General features: G+C 62.9%; 17 protein-coding genes. 6 read left to right on the top strand and 11 right to left on the bottom strand.

Annotation, left to right across the window (positions count from 1 at the left end; translation table 11 throughout):
* Positions 1–110 precede the first annotated feature (110 nt).
* Positions 111–1,751: an FMN-binding glutamate synthase family protein gene (locus AC1RQ5_RS28705; RefSeq protein WP_493204078.1), complete on the bottom strand. Its 1,641-nt coding sequence runs from the start codon at positions 1,749–1,751 to the stop codon at positions 111–113.
* A gap of 294 nt (positions 1,752–2,045) precedes the next feature.
* Positions 2,046–2,819, bottom strand: a complete 774-nt coding sequence (locus tag AC1RQ5_RS28700; protein ID WP_398475762.1) for a ferredoxin--NADP reductase — start codon at positions 2,817–2,819, stop codon at positions 2,046–2,048.
* A gap of 363 nt (positions 2,820–3,182) precedes the next feature.
* Between AC1RQ5_RS28700 and AC1RQ5_RS28695 the strand changes: the two genes are divergently transcribed.
* Positions 3,183–4,190, top strand: a complete 1,008-nt coding sequence (locus AC1RQ5_RS28695; protein ID WP_493204076.1) for an ATP-grasp domain-containing protein — start codon at positions 3,183–3,185, stop codon at positions 4,188–4,190.
* Positions 4,183–5,505 (top strand): bifunctional folylpolyglutamate synthase/dihydrofolate synthase, encoded by a 1,323-nt coding sequence (locus tag AC1RQ5_RS28690; protein WP_493204075.1) that lies wholly within the window; start codon positions 4,183–4,185, stop codon positions 5,503–5,505. The genes AC1RQ5_RS28695 and AC1RQ5_RS28690 overlap by 8 nt, the downstream gene beginning before the upstream one ends.
* Before the next feature lie 109 nt (positions 5,506–5,614).
* Here AC1RQ5_RS28690 and AC1RQ5_RS28685 read toward each other — a convergent pair whose 3' ends face one another.
* Together AC1RQ5_RS28685 and AC1RQ5_RS28680 are read right to left on the bottom strand one after the other, a co-directional pair.
* Complete coding sequence (locus tag AC1RQ5_RS28685; RefSeq protein ID WP_493204074.1) at positions 5,615–6,535, bottom strand: amino acid ABC transporter substrate-binding protein; 921 nt, start codon at positions 6,533–6,535, stop codon at positions 5,615–5,617.
* An 8-nt stretch (positions 6,536–6,543) separates the two neighbouring features.
* Positions 6,544–7,827, bottom strand: coding sequence for a dicarboxylate/amino acid:cation symporter (locus AC1RQ5_RS28680; protein ID WP_398475770.1), 1,284 nt, complete (start codon positions 7,825–7,827; stop codon positions 6,544–6,546).
* 220 nt (positions 7,828–8,047) lie between these two features.
* Here AC1RQ5_RS28680 and AC1RQ5_RS28675 point away from each other — a divergent pair, with 220 nt between their 5' ends.
* From AC1RQ5_RS28675 to AC1RQ5_RS28665, 3 genes are all read left to right on the top strand, one after another.
* Complete coding sequence (locus AC1RQ5_RS28675; RefSeq protein ID WP_493204072.1) at positions 8,048–9,049, top strand: NADP-dependent oxidoreductase; 1,002 nt, start codon at positions 8,048–8,050, stop codon at positions 9,047–9,049.
* Positions 9,050–9,984: 935 nt separating this feature from the next.
* On the top strand, positions 9,985–10,179 hold the full coding sequence (locus AC1RQ5_RS28670; RefSeq protein ID WP_398475774.1) for a hypothetical protein: 195 nt from the start codon (positions 9,985–9,987) through the stop codon (positions 10,177–10,179).
* Positions 10,180–10,378: 199 nt separating this feature from the next.
* Positions 10,379–11,530, top strand: a complete 1,152-nt coding sequence (locus AC1RQ5_RS28665) for a serine hydrolase domain-containing protein (RefSeq protein ID WP_493204071.1) — start codon at positions 10,379–10,381, stop codon at positions 11,528–11,530.
* Positions 11,531–11,642: 112 nt separating this feature from the next.
* On the opposite strand, the gene AC1RQ5_RS28660 is transcribed toward AC1RQ5_RS28665, so the two are convergent.
* From AC1RQ5_RS28660 to nthA, 3 genes are read right to left on the bottom strand one after another with little or no spacing between them, the layout of a single operon-like run.
* Complete coding sequence (locus AC1RQ5_RS28660; RefSeq protein ID WP_493204069.1) at positions 11,643–12,026, bottom strand: nitrile hydratase accessory protein; 384 nt, start codon at positions 12,024–12,026, stop codon at positions 11,643–11,645.
* Positions 12,026–12,682 carry a nitrile hydratase subunit beta gene (gene nthB / locus AC1RQ5_RS28655; protein WP_493204067.1) on the bottom strand — a complete coding sequence of 219 codons (657 nt, stop codon included), beginning with the start codon at positions 12,680–12,682 and terminating at the stop codon, positions 12,026–12,028. Before nthB ends, AC1RQ5_RS28660 begins: the two co-directional genes overlap by 1 nt.
* A complete protein-coding gene (gene nthA, locus AC1RQ5_RS28650; protein ID WP_493204065.1) occupies positions 12,682–13,323 on the bottom strand; it encodes a nitrile hydratase subunit alpha in 642 nt (213 codons plus the stop codon). The genes nthB and nthA overlap by 1 nt, the downstream gene beginning before the upstream one ends.
* 162 nt (positions 13,324–13,485) lie before the next feature.
* Here nthA and AC1RQ5_RS28645 point away from each other — a divergent pair, with 162 nt between their 5' ends.
* Positions 13,486–15,132: an amidohydrolase gene (locus AC1RQ5_RS28645; RefSeq protein ID WP_493204063.1), complete on the top strand. Its 1,647-nt coding sequence runs from the start codon at positions 13,486–13,488 to the stop codon at positions 15,130–15,132.
* Between the two features lie 219 nt (positions 15,133–15,351).
* Here AC1RQ5_RS28645 and AC1RQ5_RS28640 read toward each other — a convergent pair whose 3' ends face one another.
* The 4 genes from AC1RQ5_RS28640 to AC1RQ5_RS28625 form a co-directional block, all read right to left on the bottom strand.
* Positions 15,352–16,449 (bottom strand): GNAT family N-acetyltransferase, encoded by a 1,098-nt coding sequence (locus tag AC1RQ5_RS28640; protein WP_493204061.1) that lies wholly within the window; start codon positions 16,447–16,449, stop codon positions 15,352–15,354.
* Positions 16,450–16,479: 30 nt separating this feature from the next.
* On the bottom strand, positions 16,480–17,409 hold the full coding sequence (locus AC1RQ5_RS28635; RefSeq protein ID WP_493204059.1) for a hypothetical protein: 930 nt from the start codon (positions 17,407–17,409) through the stop codon (positions 16,480–16,482).
* Positions 17,410–17,611: 202 nt separating this feature from the next.
* Positions 17,612–19,096 (bottom strand): glucosamine inositolphosphorylceramide transferase family protein, encoded by a 1,485-nt coding sequence (locus tag AC1RQ5_RS28630; RefSeq protein ID WP_493204057.1) that lies wholly within the window; start codon positions 19,094–19,096, stop codon positions 17,612–17,614.
* A complete protein-coding gene (locus tag AC1RQ5_RS28625) occupies positions 19,093–20,223 on the bottom strand; it encodes a glycosyltransferase family 4 protein (RefSeq protein ID WP_493204055.1) in 1,131 nt (376 codons plus the stop codon). The genes AC1RQ5_RS28630 and AC1RQ5_RS28625 overlap by 4 nt, the downstream gene beginning before the upstream one ends.
* Between the last annotated feature and the right edge of the window lie 2 nt (positions 20,224–20,225).

The raw sequence follows: 20,225 nt of genomic DNA, 5'->3' as shown, positions 1-20,225 counted from the left end.
GTATCAGTACTTAACCAAAAGCACCGCATGTCGTCCCCCCTTCCCCCTTGCGGGGAAGGGCCGGGGATGGGGGTCCCCACACTCCGAAACATCAGTAACGCTCCGACAAACTACGCCGCGCCCCTCGCTTCCACCGGCTGAAACGTATCCGCCTGCGCCATCGCCCAGGCTGCGCGAAAGCGCTTGTCGTTCGTCCCGTGGATCAACTCGTTCACCTGGAGCTGCGGATAGAGCTTGGTGAACGACATCACGTCATTATCTGCCGACCGATGCGAGAAGTGCATCGCGCGGATATCCTGCGGATGATCGAGGCCGGCCGCGGCGATCAGCTCCGCCAGCGCATGCAGCGTCGCTTCGTGAAAGTTCAGCACGCGGTCGGTCTTCTGCGGCACTGCAAGCGCACGTGCACGGGTCGGATCCTGCGTCGCCACGCCGGTGGGGCAGCGATCGGTGTGGCAGCTCAGCGACTGGATGCAGCCGAGCGCGAACATGAAGCCGCGCGCCGAATTGACCCAGTCGGCGCCGAGCGCCATCGCACGCGCGATGTCGAACGCCGTCGCGATCTTGCCCGAAGCACCGAGCTTGATGCGATCGCGCGCACCGATGCCGATCAGCGCGTTGTGCACGAAGTTCACACCCTCACGCATCGGCATGCCGAGATGGTCCATGAATTCCAGCGGCGCCGCACCCGTACCGCCTTCATTGCCATCGACCACGATGAAATCCGGATAGATGCCGGTGTGCAGCATCGCCTTGCAGATGGCGAGAAATTCCCAGGGATGGCCGATGCACAGCTTGAAGCCGGTCGGCTTGCCGCCGGACAGGCGGCGCATCGTCGCGATGAATTGCATCATCTCGATCGGCGTGGAGAACGCCTTGTGATAGGGCGGCGAGATGCAGTCCTCGCCCATCGCGACGCCGCGAATGCGTGAGATTTCTTCCGACACCTTGGCGGCCGGCAGCACACCGCCATGGCCGGGCTTGGCGCCCTGGCTGACCTTGAGCTCCACCATCTTGATCTGGTCGAGCGCAGCGCGGGCGGCGAATTTGTCAGGATCGAAATTGCCGTCGCGGGTTCTGCAGCCGAAATAGCCGGAACCGATCTCCCAGATCAGGTCGCCACCTTCCTGCTCGTGATAGGGGCTGACGCCGCCCTCGCCGGTGTCATGGGCGAAGTTGCCCCTCTTCGCGCCGGCATTCAGCGCACGGATCGCATTCTGGCTGAGTGCGCCGAAGCTCATCGCAGAGATGTTCAGCACGGAAGATGAATAAGGCCGCAGGCAATCCGGGCCACCGATGGTGATGCGAAACTGCTCGGTCGCATGCGGCTTCGGGGCAACCGAGTGATTCATCCACTCATAGCCCTCTTCATAGACATTCTTCTGGGTGCCAAAGGGACGCTTGTCGAGCACCATCTTGGCGCGCTGATACACGACAGCACGCGTATCGCGACTGAACGGCATGCCGTCCTTTTCGCTCTCGAAGAAATATTGCCGCATCTCCGGGCGTATCTCTTCGAGCAGGAAGCGGATATGCGCCGAGATCGGGTAATTGCGCAGGACCGCATGATCTTTCTGAAACAGGTCGTGGAAGCCGAGCGCGGCAAGACAACCGAACACCGTGGCGGGGATGATCACCAGATGGATCAGCCGTGTGTCCCAGAGACCCATCCCGATCAGAAACAGGGTGGCCACGCTGCAGATCGTCAACACGATGTAGCGCGGCGTGAACGGTAGCATCAGGGTTTGCATGGACCTGCTCGCAAGTGGTGGGCGTTCAGCCTTACGAAGTTCGGATGACGCAGAGATCACAGATGGACTGTCAGCCTAGCGCATCAAGCTCTCTCAAGTCTTGCGCGATGCCTGAAACGACAAAACCCGCGCCAGGCGCGGGTTTTGCGATGCGGTGGATTTCCACTCCGCCCTCATGGTGAGGAGGCGCGGAGCGCCGTCTCGAACCATGAATGGCCTGGCTCCGGAGCTTGCGGCCATCCTTCGAGACGCCGCTACGGGCTCCTCAGGATGAGGGACCGCATGCGCCGGCGCTTAGCGCTCCACGAACGCCTTTTCGATCACGAAATGACCGGGCTTGTTGCCGGCGCCTTCGATGAAATCGCGCTTTTCGAACATGTGCTTGAGATCCTCGAGCATCGCCGGGCTGCCGCACAGCATGACGCGGTCGGTCGCGATGTCGAGCGGACCCTGGCCCATGTCCTTGAAGATCTGGCCGGACTCGATCAGGTCGGTGATGCGGCCGCGATTGCGGAACGGCTCGCGGGTCACGGTCGGATAATAGGTGAACTTGTCCTTCATCAGCTCGCCGAACAGTTCGTCCTGCTGCAGACGCTCGACCAGGCGCTCGCCATAGGCCAGCTCGGAGACCTGGCGGCAGCCATGCACCAGCACGACCTGCTCGTACTGCTCATAAACGGCGGGATCCTTGATCAGGCTGGCGAAGGGCGCAAGACCGGTGCCCGTGGACAGCATCAGCAGGCGCTTGCCCGGCAGCAGGCTATCGGTGACCAGCGTGCCGACGGCCTTGCGAGCGACCAGAATGGTGTCGCCTTCCTTGATCTTCTGCAGGCGCGAGGTCAGCGGGCCATCCGGCACCTTGATGCTGAAGAATTCCAGCTCTTCCTCGTGATTGGCGCTGGCCATCGAATAGGCGCGCAGCAGCGGCTTGCCATCGACTTCGAGGCCGATCATGGCGAACTGGCCGTTCTGGAAGCGGAACGAGGTGTCGCGCGTGGCGCGGAAGGAGAACAGCGTGTCGGTCCAATGCTGGACGTGGGTCACGGTTTCGCGGTGAAAGGCGCTCATGGGATATGATTTTCCGGTGCGGGCTTAGCTTAGAACGATTACATTCCGGGCCGCTTCAGACGCTGAGAAACCCTTGCGGCAATTAGCTAAATCGGGTTTTCGCAGATGCGAATGACATCTATTCAAAGACGCCAGAAAGTGCAATTGCGGATTGACCGCGGCGGGTCACAAAATTGCAAATCAGGTTACCGGCCGGCAAGGGCCAAATTTGATCTGGGACATTTAATTTCTCCAAATGGTCTTTCTCGGACCGATGCTTGCGAACGGCCGGTGCTGGATTGCGCAACCCGGTTCCGGTAATTTCCGGCTTTCTGGGAGTCGCCGCGGGCAGCTTCCACGTTCAATCACCGGCGCAAGGCCCCGATGACCCCGTTTCGCGCCCTTCGAGCCGGCAAGCCGGCCTGTTACCCCGACCAGACGATCTATGCGGAATATGCCGCAAGCGAGCTGGGGCTGGGCTTTGCCGAACTCGACGGCGGCACCGGGCTCATTTTCGAGATCGCTGGCGCCGGCCGGAGCGCCGTCTTCGGCGCCGGACGTGGCTCCTTTTTTCCGCAGAACACGGCGACCGCAGCGACCCTCGCCAACGACAAGCACATGGCCAATGTGCTGATGGCCCGCATCGGCATCGCCACACTGGGCGGCGACTATTTCTTCCTGCATGACCGGCATCGCAAGCATCGGCCGACCGGGCATGAACGCGAGGATGCCGTCGCGCTGTTTCGCAAGCTTGGCGGTTCGGCTTTTGTGAAGCCGCTGAACGGCTCGCGCGGTGACTTTGCGCAACTGGTTGCCGGCGACAGCGCTCTTGCCGACTATCTCGATCAGGTCGCGCATCACTATGATGCCATCCTCATGCAAAGCGTGGTCACCGGGCAGGAATATCGCGTCTTCGTGCTCGACGACGAGATCGTCTACAGCACCCGCAAGCTGCCACCCTCCCTCACTGGCGACGGCGCGCGCTCGCTGCGCGCCTTGCTGTCGGCGCAGGAGATGACGCTGAGCCACCACGGCATCTCGTCCGCAACAGCAAAACAGGCGGACACGGCGCTCGACTCGGTGCCGCCCGCCGGCGCGCGCATCGAGCTGGCCGGGCGTATGAATCGCAGCGCCGGCGGCGGGATGGAATTCGCGGAGCCCGACAATGCCGACGCTGTATTTGCCGCGGCACGCAACGCGCTCAAGGCGCTGGGCTTGCGCGCTGGCGCGGTCGATCTGTTCACCGATGTGGATGGCGACGCATCGGCATTGCGCGTGATCGAGGTCAATGCCAATCCCTCGATCCGCTTTCTCGAAGACTCCGGCCGCGCGGACCTCATCCTGCGCATCTGGCGCCACACTTTCACCTCGCTGGGCCTGATCGATGTTTAACCTGCCCAAATACGGCACCGGCGGCATCGGCCTGGCGCGGCTGGCCCTGCTGCTCGATGCGCTCTCCATCGATCGCGCGCGCCTGCAGCAGCATTCCATCGTCATCACCGGCTCCAATGGCAAGGGATCGACCGCCGCTTTCTGCGCCTCCATCGGCCGTGCCTTCGGCCTGCGCACCGGGCTGTTCACCTCGCCGCATCTGTATCGCTTCAACGAGCGCTTCCAGATCGATGGCGAGCCGGTCGATGACGAACTGCTCGAAGCCCTGGTGCTGCGTGTGGCCACTGCGATTACCGATCTCGAACATCACGGCGTCACCGAGACGTTCGGTGCGTTCGAGGCGCAATTCGCGCTGGCCTGCCTGTATTTCCAGGAGACCGGCTGCGACCTCGCGGTGTTCGAAGCCGGCATCGGCGGTCGCTATGACCCCGTCCGCCTGATCGGCGCCACGCTCACGTGCGTCACCTCGGTGGATCTCGAACACACGGCACTGCTCGGCAATTCACTGGCGCTGATCGCCTCCGACAAGAGCGATGCCTGTGCCAGCCATGGCACCGTGATCTATGGCGAGAACTGCCTGCCGTTGCGCGCGCATCTCGCGGAGTATAACCGCAGCCGGCATGTCAGCGGCCTGCATGTGGGCGACGGCATCGTCATCAGCAATGTGGTGACCTCGGCCAAAGCGCAGAACTTCAACTGCCGTGTCGGCGAGACGATTTTGCGCGGGCTGGAGATCACGCTGCACGGCGAATTCCAGCTCAACAACGCGGCCATTGCGGCAGCGCTGTTCCTGCTGTGGATGCGCCGCATGCATCCGGATGCTGAAGTCACGCAAGTCGATCACGCCATTCGCACCGGCTTGCGCGAGACCCGGTGGCCCGGCCGCCTCGAAGTGATCCAGCGTGATCCGCTGACGGTGATCGATGTCGGCCACACGCCGGACGGCGTGATGCAGGCGCTGCGCGGGCTGCATGCGGTACACGGCAAGGACGACTGGCTGCTCGTGCTTGGCGTGTCCGCCGACAAGAATGTGGAGGAGATCGCGCAACATCTGGTGCCGCATTTCGGCGTCATCGTCTGTACCCGCGCGCATCACAAGGGCGCCGATGCGCGCCTGGTCGGTGGGGCCGCGCGCAAGGCGCATCCGACGGCGCGCATCCATGTCGCCAACGCGATGGAGGATGCGGTGAAGCTGAGCCAGCAACTGGCGCGCAGCGTGCCACGCAAGGTCTATGTCGCCGGCGGGCTTTTTGTCGCGATCGAATATGCGACGGTGTTGAGGGGCGGCAAGGCTGAGGAGTTGCAGTTTTTCTAGCTCGGAGCCGTAGGATGGGTTGAGCGAAGCGATACCCATCACGCCATGCGCTGGTGGTGATGGGTATCGCTTCGGCGCTGTCGCGCCTGCGCTCAACCCATCCTACGGCCTAATTCGTCCCGCCCGCGGAATCATCCAGCGCCTTGAAGCTCTCTTCCAGTTGCGGCGAGATGGAGATACCCATGCGCTCGCCGGTCGGCAGGCGGGCGACGAACCACTTGTTGTAGAGCGGGATCAGATCGCGGTTCGAGCCAAGCCGGCGGAAGGCGCGTTCGACCACGGCCGTGAGCTGCGGATCGCCCTTGCGAAACATGATGCCGTAGGGATCGTAGGACAGGAAATCGCCGACCACGCGAAACCGGTCCTGCGACTTGTGCCGCGCGATCAGGCCGGACAGCAGCACGTCATCGGTGGCAAACGCATCGGCCTTGCCGTCGGCCAGGATCTGGTAGCTCTGCTCGTGATCGGGCGAGACGACGAAATTCAGGCCGAGGCCGAATTTCGCATCCACCACATGCATCGCCTGCTCATTGGTGGTGCCCTTGGTGACGACGATGGTCTTGCCCTTGAAATCCGCGGGCGCGGTGCCGGTGCTTGTCTTCGGCACCATCAGCTTGGTGCCGGCGACGAAGATCAGCGGCGAGAAGGCCACCTGCTTGCGACGTTCCACATTGGCCGTAGTCGATCCGCATTCGAGATCGATCTTGCCGTCGGTGATGGCCTGGAAGCGATCGTCCGAGGTCACCTTCACATAGTCGATGCGCAGATCGGGTAAATCGACCTCGACGCCGATATCCTCCACGACGGCCTGGCACAGTTCGAGGCTGTAGCCGATCGGCCGCCCGGCCTGATCGAGGAACGAAAACGGCGGCGAGCTTTCACGGTAGCCGAGCTTCACGACCTTGGCCGCCTTGATGGCCGACAGCGTGGGGCTGAGCCCCTCGCCCGCCGTCTGCGCAAACGCGCCGGGGGACAGCAACCAGGCGGCCCACCAGCCGACGCTCGCGACGAGAAAGAGCGCGCGCAGCATGGCCAGCCTCATCCATGTCCGAGCGCAGGAATCTCGCCGCTCGCCACCACATCGTCAGGCCCGAGCTCATGTTCCGGCGCCAGCTCGCCCTCCCATTTCGCCACCACGGCCGTGGCCAGCGAATTGCCGATCACATTGGTGGCGCTGCGGCCCATATCGAGGAAGGTGTCGATGCCCATGATCATCAACAGTCCGGCTTCGGGAATGTTGAACTGGCTGAGCGTCGAGGCGATCACCACCAGTGACGCACGCGGCACGCCGGCGACGCCCTTCGACGTGATCATCAATGTCGCCAGCATAGCGAGCTGGGTGCCGAGCGACATCTCGATATGATAGGTCTGCGCGATGAAGATGGCTGCAAAGGTGCAATACATCATCGTGCCGTCGAGATTGAACGAATAGCCGAGCGGCAGCACGAAGCTGGAAATCCGCGACGACGCGCCGAAGCGGTTGAGCCCTTCCAGCGTCTTCGGATAGGCGGCCTCCGAACTCGCGGTGGAGAAGGCGATCATCAGCGGCTCGCGGATCAGCCGCAGCAGATGGCTGTAGCGCGGCCCGATGACGATGAAGCCCACCGTGATCAGGATCGCCCACAGGATCGCCAGCGACAGATAGAAGCCGCCCATGAAGACGATCAGCTTCCACAAGACGCCGAGACCGTTCTTCGACACCGTGGCCATGATCGCCGCCCACACCGCCAGCGGCGCGAACAGCATCACATAGCCTGTCACCTTCAGCATAATGTGGCCGAGATCGTCGATCAGCGCCAGCATCGGCTTGGAGCGTTCGGGCATCGCCCCCATCGCCACCGCGAAGAAGATGGCGAAGATCACGATCTGCAGAATCTCGTTCTGCGCCATCGCATCCGCGATGGAGACGGGAATGAGATGGGTGAGGAACTTCTCGATCGAGAAGGCCGAGGTCTGCAGGCCCGTCGATTGTCCCGCAGCCGGCAGCGTGCCGGGGAAATTGGCGCCGGGCTGCAGCAGGTTGACCATCACCAGGCCGAGCAGCAGCGAGACGAACGAGGCGGTCACGAACCAGCCCATGGTTTTTGCGAAGATGCGGCCGAGCTTGGAGCCGGACCCCATATGGGCGATGCCGCCGACCAGCGTGGCGAAGACCAATGGCGCGATGATCATCTTGATCAGGCGCAGGAACAGCATGGCGATCAGATTGACGTCGGCGGCGATTTCGCCGCGGCTGTCGGGGAGATAGTTGAAGACCAGCGATCCCATCACGATGCCCAGAGCCATCGCGATAAGAATGTATTGCGTAAACCTGTTCGACATTCTGTCCCCCGTCACACACATCCCGACTGCGACAGTCTGTCATATTGATCACCGCGCGCAACAGCTTCGTTGCGACGGAACCGAATTGGTATCATCGGCGGGTATTGGCCATTGTTCGATGCCACGTCACGGCTTAGCGTCGAACTACAAAAACTGTGCAGAGTGATCGCGCTTTGCGCAGCGACTGCAACAAACAACGACAGTCACGGGAGAGATGACCATGAATGACAGCATCAATCGACAGGTTCTTCTGGTGGAGAAGCCGGCGGGCAAGCTCGGCGCCGAGCATTTCAGCCTGATCGACGGCCGCATGCCGGAGCCGAAGGATGGCGAGGCATTGCTGCGCGTGCGCTACATCTCGCTCGATGCGGCCAACCGCGCCTGGATGCATGGCGCGACCTATCGCTCGGCCGTGGAGGCGAACAGCGTGATGGCCGGCGGCGGCATTGCCGAAGTGGTGTCGTCGAAATCGGATACGCTGAAGCCGGGTGATATCGTGTTCGGCGACACCGGCTGGCAGAACTATGCGGCGGTACCGGCAAAGCACCTGACGAAAATGCCGCGCATGGAGCCGCTGACGCATCTGCTGTCGATCTATGGCATTGCCGGCCTCACCGCTTATTTCGGCCTGCTGCATGTGGGCAAGCCGCAGGAGGGCGAGACGGTGGTGGTGTCTGCTGCGGCCGGCTCGGTCGGCTCCATCGTCGGGCAAATTGCAAAACTGAAGGGCTGCCGCGTGATCGGCATCGCCGGCGGTGCGGACAAATGCCAATGGCTCACCTCCGAACTCGGCTTCGATGCGGCGGTCGACTACAAGGACGGCGCGGTGTTCAAGGCGCTGAAGGCCGCGGCGCCCAAGGGCATCGATGTCTATTTCGACAATGTCGGTGGCGACATTCTCGAAGCCTGTTTGCCGCAGATGAATCTCAATGGCCGCATCGCCTGCTGCGGCGCCATCTCGCAATATGACGGCGCGCCTTCCGCGACCGGGCCGCGCGGCGTGCCGGGACTGATCGTGGTGAAGCGTCTCACCATGCAGGGCTTCATCGTCATGGACTACATGAAGCAGCGCGACCAGGCGCTGGCCGATCTGCAGGGCTGGGTGTCGTCGGGCAAGATCAAGGTGCTGGAGGATGTGATCGACGGGATCGAGAACACGCCGCAGGCGCTGATCGGATTGCTCGCGGGAGAGAACAGGGGAAAGAGGATGGTGAGGGTGTAGTTCTTCTTGTCCTGAGCGGAGCGGCGATCTTTTCCCTCCCCGCTGCGCGGCTGCGCCGCTTGGGGGAGGGAGCACGACGTTCGGCGCGTCGTTGATATACGAATGTCAAACAGCCCCGCCCATTCCTTCACCCATGCGATCCCGTTCTCGCGACGCTTGCGCGCCCGAGTTTTGCGCATTCCCTTCGCCCTCCCGAAAGAGGGCGCGCGGAACGCCGGGTGCTCATGCACCCGTTGGTGCCTGATGCCGATGCGGTACTCCGCAAGGATATGCATCAGGACTTTCCGGAATGCAGAGCAAGTGCCCAGCGTTCCGCACGCGGTGTTCGGGGGCTGCTGCCTGCCCAGGGAGCGGTCAAATCCCGTTATTTGGCCCAAGGCGAAGGGCCGGGGGACGCAGCAGTAAGAATCCCAGACGCCTCGGCCACGGTCGTCCGTCATGCGATCGACGAGATCGCCCTGCCGTCCTTGGTCGAGCCGTCTCATTGCCAGTGGCAGGTCTGGCGCCGAGCCGTCCCTCCCGCGGATGGCGGAGGTCTCCCTTCTTTCGCGTGACGCCGCAACTCCGGCATCCACCGCATCCAGCCCCGCGAACGTGACGATCGCGCTCGCCCCTCTCACCGGGTCCGGACGACAGGGACAATAATCCTCATACGGATTTCGTCAAGAACAAAACAGAAACATTTTCGCGTACCGCTCTGCCTGCCATCCCCGCGAAAGCGGGGATCCAGTGGATACCGGCGTTTCGAATTGATCCCGGCCGTCAGAGTTTACTGGATTGCCCGGTCAAGCCGGGCAACGACAAAGATCGTCACGCGACGAAACAAAACTCTACCGGGAAGAAACACATTTCTACACGGACGCCATCGGTTGGAAACTTGCCAGGCCTACAACGCGACCTCAACAGGTTGCCGCGTAAGACGGCAGGAGGCCGTTATGAACAACCACTCGATCCACAGCGCAGACCGCAGCACGCATCTGAAGATCGTCGTCGTCGCGCTCATTGCCGGCATCGCGGTCATGAGCCTCGGCATCTTTTCGCGCGGCGGAGGCGACGTGCAGACCGCACGCGTCATGAAGGCCGGACAGCCGACGGCGTTCACGAGTTCGAATACGTCGGCCGTGCGCTGAGCTCAACCGTAGGGCGGATGAGGCGAAGCCGTCATCCGCCGCGGAGGTTCAGCTTTGGATTCGGCCGGCGGATGACGCTTCGCTCATCCGCCCTACGGCACAGCATCACAGCCATCGCACAGACAATCTCGACACCCCATCACCCCTGCCCTATCCCATGACAGGCGCAACGATGCGCCTGTCATCAGCAGGTAGAGCCTTGACCGACACAAAACTTCGCGCCGACAGCGACGCCATCGTCCGCTCCTATGCCGGCAAATCCATGCCGAGCGAGCATCAGCGCACTTTCGTCACCCCCGACATGAATTTCGCCACCCGCACCGTCAAGGCGGGCGCACCGGTGCGGCCGCTGGCATACAGTAACCGCTCGCTGCCGGATTTCCCGATCCCATGGAACGGCGCGACCTACGACATCTACGACTATGTCTCGCGCAACCGCGTGGCCGGCCTGCTGGTGATGAAAAATGACGAGGTGCTGCTGGAGCACTACGATCTCGGCATCACCGAACAGACCCGCTGGCTGTCGATGTCGATGGCGAAATCCTTCAGCACCACGCTGATCGGCGCTGCGATCCAGGATGGTTTTATCAAGAGCGTCGACGAGCCGCTGACGACCTATCTGCCGGAATTCAACGGCACCGCTTTCGACGGCGTGACGGTGAAGACGCTGATGCAGATGACATCGGGCGTGAAATGGAGCGACGACCAGACCGACGCTCAGTCAGAACGCAGGCACATGCTGGAGATCCAGATCGCCCAGCAGCCCGGCGCCGTGATGCGCTACATGGCGGAGCGTCCGCGCGTCGCGGAGCCCGGCACGCAGTTCTGCTACTCCACCGGCGACACCCATGTGGTCGGCGCGCTGGTGAAGGCCGCCACCGGCAAGTGGCTGAGCGATTATCTGTCGGAAAAGATCTGGTCCAGGCTCGGCATGGAGCAGGACGGCGCGTGGTGGCTGGAGGCTCCGGGCGGGCTCGAAGTCGCCGGCAGCGGATTCTTCGCGACCTTGCGCGACTATGCGCGGTTCGGGCGCTTCATTCTCGATGACGGCGTGATCGACGGCGAGCGTGTGCTGCCGGAAGGCTGGATGCGCGAGGCCGGCTCCGCGCGCATGATCAGCGGCAAGCGCGTCGATTACGGCTACATGTGGTGGATTGTGCCCGGCGCGGATGGCTCGCTCGACGACGGTGCCTTCACCGCGCGCGGCATCTTCGGGCAGCTGATGTATATCAATCCGAAGCAGCGCGTCATTTGCGTGGTGCTGGGGTCGCGCGCGAAGCCGCCGACCATGGTCAATCCGGCAGTGTCGGACAATGCATTCTTCAATGCGCTGGTGGGGGCGGTTGCTTAGCCACTTTCTGTCGTCACCCGGCTTGACCGGGTGACCCAGTAATCTCCGAAGTAGCGGTGTGCACTGGATCGCCCGGTCAGGCCGGGCGATGACAGGAGAGGATGTCGTCGCCTTACGCGAAATCCCCCGGCTCAAGCTCGATCGGCTGCCCATGCGGCGTCCGGTCCGCCGCATGATCCCAGGCATCGCGGTAGCGATGCAAATCGTCGCGCGTCGTGACGCCCTTGTCCGCGATCAGGTTTTCCAGCGTGGCCAGCCAGTGCTGGTAATAGGTCTCGCCCGTATCGGGATCGCCGTCCGCCTGTGCGCGCTTGATCTGCGCGGACAAAGCTGCGGCCCATTCCGCCCAGGTAAAGACGCCGCGCTCATGCAGCGTCACCGTCATGGCAAAGGCTTGCGCTTCCCAGGGCGCGCGAAACACGGGCCCATCGATATCGCGCGGGATTGTCGGGATAGATGCAACGGCTACGATGGCCGCTGCGCGATCGTCGGCCATTATGCGGGCTCCAGATAGGAATCCCAGGCGTCCACGGACACGCTGGCATCCGGATCGCCGTCGGCGCCCCACAGCTCGCTGCCGTCGAAGCGCACCGTATAGAGCCATTGCGGCGCTTCGCCCTGGCCCATGGCATTGCTGTCGGGGAACACATGCGCGCCGTGCAGCAGCTCGATGGTGCCGACATGGCCGCGCACATAGCGTGGCAACCGCGTATGGGTGGTGGGCGCCATCACCTTGGCGCGCACGCGGTCGCCGACGGCAAAGCGCGCAGGCGTGTTGGTGGGGCGCTCGGTGGGGCCGCCGCGGCGGAGCATGGCGTCGACTTCGTCGGGCTTGAGCACCAGCACATCTTTATGCGGCAGCAACACCTTGCCGCTGTCGAGTTCCTCGCGCGAAACGAGGCCCCTCTCCTCGAGCAGTTTCTCGACGCCGCCGAGCCAGACTTCATAGTAAGTGCGGTTGAGATAATCGCGCGGCGAGCGGTTCTCGCGGGCATAGCGCGACATGTCGATATTCCACTGGCCCGGCTTTGCCGTCGCCAGCGTGATCGCCATCATGCGGCGCTCCCATTCGCCGTGGAAGATCGGCTCGTTCACCTCGGGCTCGACTTTGCCAAAGCCCTGATGGCCGCCCATGTCATGCGCGCCGTCCATCAGGCGACCTCCACCGGCTGACGCGCCACGCCGGTGCCGATCATGCTGTCGCGGCTGACGAGATCGGCGAGCTGCTCCTCGCTCCAGCCTTCGGTGCCTTCAGGACGCATGGGGACGACGAGATAGCGGATCTCGGCGGTGGAATCCCACACCTTGATCTTTGTTTCCTTCGGCAGTGCCACGCCAAAGTCGTCCAGCACGCCGCGCGGATCGCGCACCGCCTTGGAGCGATAGGGCGCCGCCTTGTACCAGACCGGCGGCAGGCCGAGCACCGACCATGGATAGCAGGAGCACAGCGTGCACACGACCATGTTGTGGGTGTCGGGCGTGTTCACCACGGCGACGATGTGCTCACCCTGGCGGCCTTCATAGCCGAGCTCGGCGATGGCCGGGGTGGCGTCCTTCAGCAGGCGGTCGTAATAAGCTGGATCGCTCCAGGCTTTGGCGATGACGCGGGCGCCGTTGCGCGGGCCGACCTTGGTCTCATAGGTCTGGATCAATTCATCCAGCGCGGCGGGATCGACATAGCCTTTCTCGACCAGGATGCTTTCCAGCGCGCGGACGCGCAGCTCGGTCTCGGACAACTCTGAGTGGTCATGGTCGTGATGATGGCCGTGGTCATCGTGATCGTGCCCGCTCATGGCGCTGATCTCCTTTTCAATTCCGGAATCCACCACAGATGCGCCGCGCAGGCAACATGCGACGCCCTGCCGAAACTGCAGGCGCGCTGCCCACTCTACAATCTTGCAGCGGCGGCGGAATTCCGTCATTCGACCGGCGTCAATGACGACAAAAGGTTACCCATGTCCAAGCCCAGCCTGATCCTCACCGGCGGTCGCATCTTTTGCGGCCTGAATGAAGGTTTTGCCGAAGCGATCGCGCTCATCGGCGACCGCGTGCTCGCCACCGGCAGCGCCGAAGAGATCGCCGAGATGGCTGGCCCTGATACCCGTATCGTCGAGCTGGCTGGCCGCACGGCGATCCCCGGCCTCAACGACGCGCATATGCATCTGCTGCCGCTCGGCCTGACGATGACCGAGATCAACCTGCGACCGGAGACCGGCGCCAATTCGATCGGCGAAATCCTGCGCCGCGTCGCCGAGAGGGCGAAGACCGCGAAGCCCGGCGAATGGATCAATGGCCGCGGCTACGACCACAACGAGCTGGCCGAGGGCCGACATCCCACCGCCGAGGAAATCGACTCGGTTGCACCGAACAATCCGGTCTATCTGAAGCGGACCTGCGGCCATGTGGCCGTGATCAATACCGCCGCGATGCGCGAGGCCGGAATCGGCCACAACACGCCACAGCCCGATGGCGGCCTGATCGAGCGGCGCGACAACAAGCTGACCGGCCTGCTGGCGGAACGCGCGTTGCGCTTGATCGTCGATGCCGCGCCAAAGCCGAGCCCCGAGCGCCTGCGCGACGCCATCGACCGCGCCAGCAAATTCATGCTGTCGCAGGGATTCACCGCTGTCATGGATGCCGCTGTCGGCATGGCAGCAGGCATGGACGAGATCGAGGCCTATGAGGATCTCGCCAAGACCAACACGTTGCCGATCCGCACCTGGGTCTGCATCTACGGCAACACCGACGGCATCGGCGACCAGGCTTATGACGCGGGCTATCGCTTCGGTCGCGAGGTCGGCAAGCTGCGCTATGGCGCCATGAAGGTGTTCGGCGACGGCAGTGCCGGCGGACTCACCGCCGCGATGAGCGAGCCTTATCTAGTGGGCGATCCCGAAAATCGCGGCATCTTCTGCTACACCGACAAGGAAATGCACGACTATCTCGCGCATTATCACAATCGCGGCTACCAGCTCGCCATCCACGCCATCGGCGATGCCGCCATCGAGCAGGTTCTGTCGGGCATCGAGAAGGCCGGCACTGCGGAGAAGCCGATCCTTGGCCGCCGTCACCGCATCGAACATTGCGGCTTCCTCTCGGACAGCCAGATCGCGCGCATGGCGGCTTCTGGCATCGATCCGGTGCCGCAGCCGGTCTTCATGTATGAATTCGGTGATCTCTACATCACCAATGTCGGCCAGGCGCGCACCGATGTCGCCTATCCGATGCGCAAGTGGATCGAGGCCGGGCTGCATCCGGCCGCAAGCTCGGACGCACCGGTGTCGACGACCGATCCGTTCAAGAACCTGTTCACGATGACGACGCGGATGTCGAACCGGCACACGGTGCTGGGCGAAGGACAGAAGCTGTCGATGGCAGAGGCGATCCACGCCTACACCTATTACGGCGCCTATACGCAGTTTGCGGAGAATAATGTCGGCCGGCTGGTACCGGGCCAGCTCGCGGATATCGCGGTGCTGAGCCATGACGTGTTCAGCGTGACGCCGGAGGTGGTGGAGACGGATGCACGCTGCGATCTCACCATTCTCGGCGGCGAGGTGGTGTTCGACCGGCTCGGGCAGGTGGCGCAGGCGGCGGAGTAGCCGCCTTTTGCTCCGCTCCTCATCCTGAGGAGGCGCATAGCGCCGTCTCGAAGGATGGCCGCACGCTCGGAGCCACGCCAACTCATGGTTCGAGACGGCGCTGCGCGCCTCCTCACCATGAGGGGCGGAGTGCGCTGCGCTCCATGGACCGCATTATCCGTCAGGCTCTCAGGATGAGGACGGCGTGAGAGGCGTGTCGTGCATACGCACTGCTCGAGTCTACCGCAGACGCTCGGCAAATCTCCGCAGCCGGTTCTTCAGCGGCTTGCTGTGGTGATACACCGTCGTCAGCAGCATCCCTGCCGGTGAGCGCGCGATGCTGAAATTGTCGAGCAGCACTTCCTCGACACGGAACAGCGATTTATAGCCGCTATTGCCGAGGCCGAAATCGAGCCGATGCAACCCGGCATCGAAGCGCAGCTTGATGACGCGGTAGAGCAGCTGCATGCCGACGGAATATTTCGCCAGCCGCCCGGTATCGACGCCGATCAATACGGCGTGGAATTGCTCTTCATAACCGACACCGAACAGCACCGCGACGGGCTCGCCATTGAGATAGCTGACATAGGTGATCGCCTCGCCCGTCGCCGCGCCGGCGATGGCGTAGTTGCGGTAGAAATCGACGAAGACGGGATTGTCGAGCAGGTCCGACTTGAAGCGATCTTTGCGCGCATGCCGCAGGAAGTCGAAGGCCGCGCGGATGTCGGCCTCGGACTGCGCAATGCGGTGCTCATAGGGGCCGAAGTCGCGCTCGACCTGGCGGTTGAGACGACCGAGTTCCTTGGTGAATTTCCGGTTCAGCGTCTTGCGCTGCCAGAATTCGAAATCGTCGCCGGTTTCGCTGTGATAAGCGGCATTCTCGCCGGCGGATGACGTGACGCCATCGAACAGCCGGCGCGCATCGAAGCCATCGCGGCGGACCTTGCGAAACAACAGCGCTCCGGCGCCGGCCAATGTGGCGGCCAGGCGCTTGCGGATCAGAGGATTACCGGCCAGCGCCTCCAATACGTGGCGTTCGCCGACAACCGCATTGGCATCGCAGACGCCGAAATCGGCGGGCTGGATCACGGTCAGCGGACCGAGCTTCTGCACCACCAGTGGCAGCACGGCGAGCAGGCCGTGCGTGACGGGATCGCGCACGGTGACCGTACGCTGCCCCGCGCCGAGATGTGGGGCGAGATCGCGATGGATCGCCGCCTGCCACAGCGGCGACTGGAATGCGGTGACATCGGCGCGCGCGAACAGGTCGCGATACTCTTCCGACAGAAAGTCGAAGTTGGATTCAACGCCGACCACGGCGGCGTCGCCCACTGTCACAGATGTCTCGACCCGCATGTCCATGGATGCTCAGACCGCCACGCGGCCGTCGGCGCTCGACGGATCGAGGCGGAAGTTGCGCGTCTTCACAACGTCGCCCTCGATCTGCTTGCCCATCTTCTTCCAGATCAGCGCCGAGGCGGCCTTCGGATAGACATGGAGGCCGTGATCGGCAGTCGAGCCGTGGCCGACACCGATGGTCCGTCGCAGCACGCCATTGCCGTAATGCACGGCATAGGAATTCCAGATCGGCTTGGTCCAGTGCTCCATGGTGACGGAGATGTTCAGGCAGTCGTGGTTTTCAACCTTGTGCGGCGCGTAGAGCGGCCAGGTGATCATCTCGCCGGGATGCAGATCGATGGTCTGGGCGAATTCATCGAACCAGCCGCGATAGGGCATGTCTTCCGTCGTCTCGCGCAGCAGTATCTTTTCGATGTTCTTCGGCGGCATGAAGATGTCCGTGCGCGGATACAGGAACACGCGCTTGACGCCCTCGATCTGCCACAGCGATTGGCCTTGGATGTCGGCGTGATAGGGTACCTTGCAATTCGGCGACGAGATGAGAATGCCGAGATTGCGCTTGAACGTCTTGAAGCCATCCATGCGGTCGTCGAATTCGTCAAAGATCTTGTCGAGCAGGTCGCGATATTCCGGCGCCCAATCCATGACGCGGCGGATGTTCATCCAGATACGGCCCTTCTCGATGGCTGTGATGGCATCGATGCCCGAGGTCGTGCCGAGTTCGCCATAGACGCGGCGATGATCGTCGCCCTCGAAGCTGACGGATTCGATGCCGAGCTCGTTCGCGGGACAACGCTCGATCACCTTGCCGAGCGCTTCGCGCGTGAACAGGCCTGTCTCCCGGAGGCGGTGATGCAGCTTGATCGCGTGGACCCCGAACAGGTCCTTGTGATGCGGCTGCCAGTCGGCAATGATCTTGTTGTCTGGAATCATCAGCATGGTTTCACCTGGCTTTTCTTATGGGCCGGCCATCGCGCCATGACGTGGCCGACGACCACCGAAAATTTTCAAACGATATTGAGTAGCCTTGTACCGATATTTCGGTGCGGCCGAAATCGCCGCAAGATGACAAGCGATATCAAGGTTAAGCCGATCTCATCGTATCGGCGGTATCCCGACTAACGAAACCTAACGCCAATCGTTAGGATTTGAATAAATACGAAAGGATCTTCGGCTGGATGCGCGCGCCATCGATGACTTCCAGCCGGCCGACGCGGTTGAGCGTATGCAGCTTGCGGCCGGGCCAATGCGATGACGGCGTCACGTGATGACGCCTGACCTGCTCGAATCTTGTCGGCGACAATTCGACGATCTCGGCAAGCGCCACGGCCGCGCCATAGCCGCCGCTGCAATCCTGCACCGGCCGCCAGAGCCGCCCGTCGCGCAGGGTAAAATGACCGGCAGGGCGCGCATTGGCGCGATCGAGCAGCACCGGGTTCTGCGCATGTGGGTGCCAGGGGCCCATCAGGCTGTCCGCATGATAGATCGACAGCGTATCGGAATAGCCGCCTGATCCTTCACGGGTGACGCCGAACATGTAGTAGCGCCCATCATGCTGCGTGATGGTGGCATCGGCGAGCTCGACGCCGGACAACAGCGTGGCGCGACGTTCCCATTGATCGGGAAAGCGCTTGCAGCGATACAGCGCGACGTCATTCTTCGCGGAAGACTCCGGAATCATCCAGAGCTCGCCGCCGTCCTCGATCAGGAACGGATAGGAGAGATGCCACGGCTCGTCGAGTACGGTGAAGATATCTCCGACCGGTCCCTGCTCATTGAATTCGATCGCCGAGATGATGCCCTTGCCGACGCGGTGATCAAGCTCCTCGAAGAACACCGCCGTGCGGCCCTGCCAAGACACGGGAAAGGGATCAGCCGCGAAGCGATGCGGGCGTTCCTTCAGGCGATGCCAAGGCGCGCCGGTGAGATCATGCGTCTGCCATACGCTGGGATCATCGGTGAAGCGCCAGCCGACATGCCATTGCGGCGCGTAGCACAGGAAACGATAGACCTTGCGCAACAGGTGACCGGCAATGCCGCCCAGCACGACGCACGCTGCTGCATCGATGTCGCGGTGCGCTGTCTGGGGCTGGATGTGGATGGGCGGCCGCGGCGCGCCGTTCAGATTGGCCTTGATCAACGTGATCGTGCGGGCCATCAGCGACGCCAGCCCGCCGCTTAGCCCGCTGGCGACTTCTGACGACGGATGCCCGCGATCGACGATCTCGCCGCTGATCTCGTTGCGCAGCTCGATGACGGGCATGTCGCCGGCGAGCAACGCCGTGAGGGCCCCTAATTCGCCGGCCTGGCCATTATAGAGAGGGCGGAGATAGGACGGCGCCGCGGCGTCGCGGGCCGGTGCATCGGTGAAATCGATGACGATCTCCGCCGCATTGGCGGATGCAGCCGCAAGCGCCGAGCGATCGATGCAATCCACGGCGCTGGCCTGTCCGCCATGGAGCGCTCGCTTTTCCAGCGCGAACAGCCAATCGATGCTGCGTGGCGTGGATGTGGCTGCCTCGACCCATCGCAGGCCCACGCTGTGACCAGCCCCCTGCAGCGACCGAACCGCATCTGCGATCCAGGCCCGCGGGCGCTTCGGATCGCAGCGCAGTTCAATGATCATGGCTGCGGCGCAAGTTGGTGAGCTGGCGCGAGGACGTTGCGAAGCAGCTGTTCATAGTCATCGACCATGCGCGCGACGGAGTAGCGCGCATGCAAGCCACGCCCGGCCGAGATGAGATCGGTGCGGAGCGCGTCATCATGGAGCACACGGGAAATCGCGTCGGTGAACGCGCGATGATCCGCCGCATCGACGAACACGGCAGCAGGCCTGCCATCGGAGGCGAGCACTTCGCGCAGCACGGGCAGATCATTGGCGACGACAGGCACGCCGGCGGCCGCGGCCTCCACGGCCGCGAGGCCGAAAGTCTCTGCTTGCGATGGGAAGACGAAAACATCGAGCGCCGCCAGAAAATCGCCGATCCGTTCGGGCGGCATTTCACCGGTAAAATATACACGCGTTTCTAAATGTTTCTCAACGACGAGTTGACGCAGTGACATTTCATCCGGCCCCTGCCCGGCCAGCACAAGATGCCAGTCCGGAGAGTCGGTTAGCGCACATATCGCCGCATCGAGTCGCTTGCCGGCGTTCAAACGTGCGACGGAACCCAGCAGCGGAACATCTGGCGGGAGCCCGAAAGCAGCACGAGCCTGCTGCCTGGAGAGTGTCGTCGTCTTCAGATCGAAGCCGTGCGGAACGTAGCGCAGACGCCTGCTGTAGCGCTTCGGATAGCGCGAATAATCCGCCAGCATGTCCGAGGAATTGACGGTGATCAAATCGAACGCACCGAGCAGACCGAGCATGAGATCGGCTGACCGGACCAGCGGATTCATCAGCATCCGTGCCGAGACCTGATTGGCAATGATCGGCGCCGAGCAGGCAAGCCGCGCGGCGAGGCCGCCGACGGTATTGCCATAATGCTGGAAGGTGAGGATGGCATCCGGCTCTGCCGCGCGGATTTCGCGCAGCAGCTGCGCCGGGAATGCCAGCGCACCGGTGAGACCGCGCGGGCGATCGAGGCTGCAATAGCGCGTATTGGGCGGTGCATCGAAGCTCGGCGACTTGCGATAAAAGAAAAGGTGGCTGACGTCGTAGCCGCGAGACCCAAGTCCGGCGCCGACCAGACGCGAGATCTCCTGCGCACCGGCATTCTCGCCCTGGGTCTGGATGATGAGGATACGCGGCGACATGG

The sequence above is a fragment of the Tardiphaga sp. GW821-FHT12E02 genome (assembly GCF_058807155.1).
Note: the sequence above shows the minus strand (reverse complement) of the source record. Positions and strands in the feature narration are given on the sequence as shown.